7 protein-coding genes are annotated in these 4,770 nt (G+C 35.7%); 4 read left to right on the top strand and 3 right to left on the bottom strand.

All coding sequences use genetic code 11. From position 1 onward, the window contains the following. A partial coding sequence (locus Megvenef_RS07520) for a hypothetical protein (protein ID WP_322777344.1) occupies nt 1-307 on the top strand: 307 nt, incomplete at its 5' end. A 153-nt stretch (nt 308-460) separates the two neighbouring features. On the opposite strand, the gene Megvenef_RS07515 is transcribed toward Megvenef_RS07520, so the two are convergent. Next, on the bottom strand, nt 461-730 hold the full coding sequence (locus Megvenef_RS07515; protein WP_322777343.1) for an NUDIX hydrolase: 270 nt from the start codon (nt 728-730) through the stop codon (nt 461-463). Nucleotides 731-973: 243 nt separating this feature from the next. On the opposite strand from Megvenef_RS07515, the gene Megvenef_RS07510 reads away from it, so the two are divergent. Continuing rightward, nucleotides 974-1,900: a Y-family DNA polymerase gene (locus Megvenef_RS07510; protein ID WP_322777342.1), complete on the top strand. Its 927-nt coding sequence runs from the start codon at nt 974-976 to the stop codon at nt 1,898-1,900. 53 nt (nt 1,901-1,953) lie between these two features. Then, entirely contained in the window at nt 1,954-2,079 is a 126-nt protein-coding gene (locus tag Megvenef_RS07505; RefSeq protein ID WP_322777341.1) for a hypothetical protein, read from the top strand. Between the two features lie 385 nt (nt 2,080-2,464). Here the strand turns inward: Megvenef_RS07505 and Megvenef_RS07500 are convergent, their stop codons facing one another. Next, complete coding sequence (locus Megvenef_RS07500; RefSeq protein ID WP_322777340.1) at nt 2,465-2,833, bottom strand: hypothetical protein; 369 nt, start codon at nt 2,831-2,833, stop codon at nt 2,465-2,467. A 361-nt stretch (nt 2,834-3,194) separates the two neighbouring features. Between Megvenef_RS07500 and Megvenef_RS07495 the strand changes: the two genes are divergently transcribed. Continuing rightward, nucleotides 3,195-3,386: a hypothetical protein gene (locus Megvenef_RS07495; RefSeq protein WP_322777339.1), complete on the top strand. Its 192-nt coding sequence runs from the start codon at nt 3,195-3,197 to the stop codon at nt 3,384-3,386. On the opposite strand, the gene Megvenef_RS07490 is transcribed toward Megvenef_RS07495, so the two are convergent. Next, nucleotides 3,383-4,699: a hypothetical protein gene (locus Megvenef_RS07490; protein ID WP_322777338.1), complete on the bottom strand. Its 1,317-nt coding sequence runs from the start codon at nt 4,697-4,699 to the stop codon at nt 3,383-3,385. The two genes, Megvenef_RS07495 and Megvenef_RS07490, sit on opposite strands and share 4 nt — an antisense overlap. Nucleotides 4,700-4,770: the final 71 nt, after the last annotated feature.

Below are 4,770 nucleotides of genomic sequence, written 5' to 3'. Positions count from 1 at the left end.
TGCCGTAATAGTCTGCGGAGAGGGTGGCGTTAGCTGCCTCTATGAAACAGGAATCTCTGGGAATAGGAAACTTAGTAAAATGATAAAGAAAGTTCTTGGTTTGGCAATAAGTCTTGGCAAGGTTGAGTATAGGGTAGGGGAGAACCTAGTTGGCTTTTATAAAAACCAGGTTATGTTTGGAAAGATAGAACAAGATATGGTTTATTTCCTTAATTCTAGGAATAAATTCGATAAAGTAGATCTAGAGTTTGATCAAGAAGACCTTTTTATAAAGCAAGCACAAAAAGCGTATAACCTTATTGATTGAAAATTGAAACCCCAGTGAGTTCACAAAATAATTCCAAGAGTGCTGGCGTATGCTTCTATTTCAGCTCCGTTAGCGTCCTGTATGTAATAGGTGGTTTCATTTAAATTTATACTATACCTGCTTATCTTACTACCATACGTTTGTGGAGAAATCTTAGGGTTCTTTATAATATCCACTTAATTTAACCCATAGTACTTCTCCTATATCACTGCCAGCTTTGGTAAAAGGAGCATGTTCCAATTCCTTATAATCTAATAAGAAAGCAGCTACAATGGTGTATAGTCTCTTATCGTTAGTAACCCCATAAGCGCTACGGGTGCTTAAATGAACAGGATAACCGTTTTTAATATCCCATTCTAGCCCAGTCTCCTCTTTAAACTCTCTGATGGCAGTCTGTTCTAAATCTATATCATAGGTTGGCACGTAATAGATTAGCCATGGCTTGCCGTAATAGTCTGCGGAGAGGGTGGCGTTAGCTGCCTCTATGAAACAGGAATCTCTGGGAATAGGAAACTTAGTACCAGCTTAATAACAAGAAGCTCCTTTCTTTAGGTAGGGGAGAAGGTCAATGTTTCTACTTTTTATATGATATTAAACTCACGTTACACCTAAGGCTTTGAAAAATCTTTCTTATTGCACTAGAATAACGTACACTTATCAAAGTTGATGTGGGGTCGGTTTATAATTGCTAAGAAGGTGCGCTTATGCTTAAAAGAAGTCTTTGGTCTGAATTGGCTGTACTTTGACCTTAATAGCTACTTTGCTACTATCGAACAACAAGTAAACCATTCTCTTCGGGGAAAGCCTATAGCTGTTGTTCCGTTGCTATCCGACTCTACTTGCGCTATTGCTGCTAGCTATGAAGCAAAGCTAAAAGGTATTAAAACAGGTACCAAGATTTACGAAGCAAAAAAACTTTGCCCTGAACTCATTTGTGTACCGGTTAGGCATAAGCTATATGTAGAGTATCATACGCGCATATTTGCTGAGGTTAACAAACTATTATATATAGACTACATATGCTCCATAGATGAAGGCGCAGGTAGGTTAACAGGCAAATACCAACAGGAAGAAGAGGCTATCCGACTTGCTCAAGTTATTAAGCTAGCTATTAAACAAAATGTAGGAGACTACATAACTTGTTCAATCAGTATTGCGCCAAGTAAGTACTTAGCCAAAATAGCGGCTGAAATGAAAAAACCTGATGGGTTATCTATTATCAAACCAGAAGATATACCAACAAAACTTTTTGGTCTTTCCTTAAGGGATATACCGGGAATAGGCCATAGTAGAATACTTGCTCCTGAGATAAGAAAGGTTAATGCTGCTCGTGACGTTGCTGTAGAATTAATAATGAAAGCAGCGAAGAGATTAAGAGACAAAGCTTTATATTCTACCTTTATAAATTTATACATTAGAACTACCAATAGGGTAGTTTATAAATCCTCCGCCAAAATATCCCCTGCTTGCGATAACGCAACAATTTTAAAGCAATTACTTATTATTTGGGATCGGTTGGCAGAGCAAAATAAAGTTAATAATGTGCATCAAGTGGCGGTATCACTCGCTGGCTTAATCGAAAAGCCGCGTTAGCTACCTTTGATGAGATAGCTGTTATTAAAAGGAAGCAGGGGGTATCAATGGCTATGGACAATATCAACAATAAATATGGAAGGCCAATAATAAACTTAGGCATTCGTTTGGCTGTAAAAACAAATCCTATCGCATTTGCTCATATTCCGGGGGTTAAAGCTGAGGAGTATTTAAATTAATGAGGCATATAAGAAACCTAATAATCATAGAACAAATTAAATTGTTAGCTAATGAACCTAGTAGATATTTTATTGAAACTAAAGAGTAGGGGGTTCTAAGAGCAGCAAAAAGTAATATTGTTTCAAATAGAATATGATGGTATTTAATATTAAAAAAAGATGTTTTATGCGTTGTTTATGAACAAGCAATCGAGCACCCTGCTAGGGCGATGAGTGTAAGATTAGGGATTTAAGGGCTGAATATTACTTGAATTAAATAGTAAGTATTAGTGCCATTTTTACCTACCTAATTTACCAAAAGCACGCCTCAGATCACATGCAAAATTCACAGTGTCATTCCTCATCTGCAAAATATTGCTATTTATAAGCGCCCTAAATACTTGAATCAGTTAGTGATTACTAATGATAAAATTATAGTAGTATAAGAAATTACCAATGCTATAAGCACATATAAAATTGTTGTATGTGCTTTACTAAAAACTATTGGCGGCTTCTTGTCTTCACCTACTTCTAAATTGATTAAGTCAGCAATTGCAAGAGCAACAGCAGCTAGGGATATTGAAGGTATACCTAGTACAATGCCAAAAACAAAAGGGAAAACTGCGCCGGTAGCTCCGTATAAAAAATAAAGCAAAAATTTTTTTAGAAAATATTTGAATTTAATGACTGTTAAATTATTCGAATGTTCCATAAAGTTGATTAAGTATAGAAGCTTTTGTATTTTCTCTAACAGAGCATACAAATACACTAACATTAGGATAGCCTACTTGATATAATTTAAAGCGTCTATCTGTATTAAAATAGATTCAACTGTATTAATGGAAAGTGATTATTAAATCGATTAGCCACCTAATAAAAAAATCATTAAAAAAATGACATGATTTTGGTGGAATTCATAATTTTAGTATAGAACTTACGCTCCTTCACTACAGTATACTTACAACTTATTGCGAGTTTGTAATTTAAAAATAGCCTGAAGTTTTCCTGTCTTAAGTAAAATTGGTGATTTTCGTTTTTATATTGAAAATTGCATGATTTATTGCAATCCGGGCAGCACTCTTCCCTTAGCTTCATCACTGCTTGATTAATCTAGGATTAGTAGTTATCCGCAAAAAATGCCTCAGGTTAATCATGCTGTAGGCTACAGTTTTCATGGCATAGTGGGTTTATGCTATGGAATTCAAAGCTCAGCAATAAGCGTTGTTGAGCTTTCCAATACCATTCCAGCTTATCTAAAATTTGGGGAGCAAAATATTGAACTCACTCTCAATAAATGCGCCAGAGCCGCAAGAAATCTATTTTATTAATCTTGATCAATAGGAGTCAAAGTACAGCCTAGTACACTATTCTCCCATTCTTGTTGCGACACTATTGCGAGTATTTGCTGATCATAATTTAGATTTGGCGGCATCCATTCTGGAATAAACTTAAAATGGAAGTTCTGTACTATAGATAAAGCCTCGGCTATAGATTTCTCACTGGCTGACTGGCCACGCACGAGCAGGGTATCATGACTCAGATCATATAGTAGAGGTTTTAAGGCGCTATATAAAGCTGTCTCTCCATCACTTTCGAGCACTGCTAATATTAATTCTCCCAGCTTGTAATATTCTTGTTCGTTAAAAGGCTTATGGACGCAAATAACCTTAACATTTTCACCATCCTGAGATACACTAAAATGGTAACAGGCACTCTTAGAGTTTTTCTTGACTTCAACAATGTCACCATCCTGATGGTAAACGCCGTAGGTACCATTGAATTGTTCGAGCTCTGAAAATGTTAATTTTTTAAGCATAGTTATTGTTGCACCAGGTAGTAGATGATCACCACCCAAGTGTCCCTTAATTTTTTCATTCATTAGCACATCCCACGGTTTCCAACTTGGATTAAGAAATACAGGGTCACGCATCCAATCCTTCCCACATGCTAGCACTCCCATTTCATCGGCACTCGGATCATTAACATATTCAGCGATTTCATGACGATAGTGTCCAGCTATTTGCAATGTGGCTAACGCCAGATCACTTTTCTTGACCTCATTTGGATTTAATCCCTTAATTTCACGAAAAAAATCTGTTAAAGCGGGGACAGTTATTGCCGCAGAAACAACTTGAAAAATGTGGTCTTTTATAACCTTCATTTCGTCTAAAGATTTTTCATCTGAAATACCTTGCCCGCAAGTAAGGTGAAGGATTAAAAACTTTAAAATGTTACTAAGGTCTGTAAGCTCTGCTTGCGGATTAGACAAAGGTATACCAATTTTTGCTTTAATCGCGCCGACCTGCTCTCCTGTTAAAATTTTCTTCCAATAAAGCGTAAGTTGTTCAAGTTCATCACTAGGGAATAGAGTTGCGCAACGGTGCTGTATGCTATAACATAGTTCTCTTATTGCTACCAAGCTTTCCACCTTATTGTCAAGATTTAGTAGTGGGAGTTTAACTGTTTCGTCACCTAATGTTCTCCTCTCCACTTCAGAAGTTAATTCATTCACTACAGGGATTAATTCATTGATTAACTTTACTAACATCTCAGCTAAAGGTTCCTCATACTTGTCTTTAACTTTTTGTACCAAAGAATCATAATAATCCAAACTCTTTTTTTGAAAAAATTCGTGTTTCATAGATAATCCTTATTAAATATATAAATAATATAATATATTAATGAATAAAAATCAATAATTATTTTATATTT

This window comes from Candidatus Megaera venefica (assembly GCF_034554655.1).
Taxonomy (GTDB): domain Bacteria; phylum Pseudomonadota; class Alphaproteobacteria; order Rickettsiales; family Rickettsiaceae; genus Megaera_A; species Megaera_A venefica.
This window is presented reverse-complemented; position numbering and strand designations above follow the sequence as displayed.

Bases quoted from the DNA above. Each gene is read 5' to 3' on its own strand.
- Megvenef_RS07510 (WP_322777342.1), top strand. From the start codon at position 974: ATGTGGGGTCGGTTTATAATTGCTAAGAAGGTGCGCTTATGCTTAAAA.
- Megvenef_RS07505 (WP_322777341.1), top strand. From the start codon at position 1,954: ATGGACAATATCAACAATAAATATGGAAGGCCAATAATAAACTTAGGC.
- Megvenef_RS07500 (WP_322777340.1), bottom strand. From the start codon at position 2,833: ATGTTAGTGTATTTGTATGCTCTGTTAGAGAAAATACAAAAGCTTCTA.
- Megvenef_RS07495 (WP_322777339.1), top strand. From the start codon at position 3,195: ATGCCTCAGGTTAATCATGCTGTAGGCTACAGTTTTCATGGCATAGTG.
- Megvenef_RS07490 (WP_322777338.1), bottom strand. From the start codon at position 4,699: ATGAAACACGAATTTTTTCAAAAAAAGAGTTTGGATTATTATGATTCT.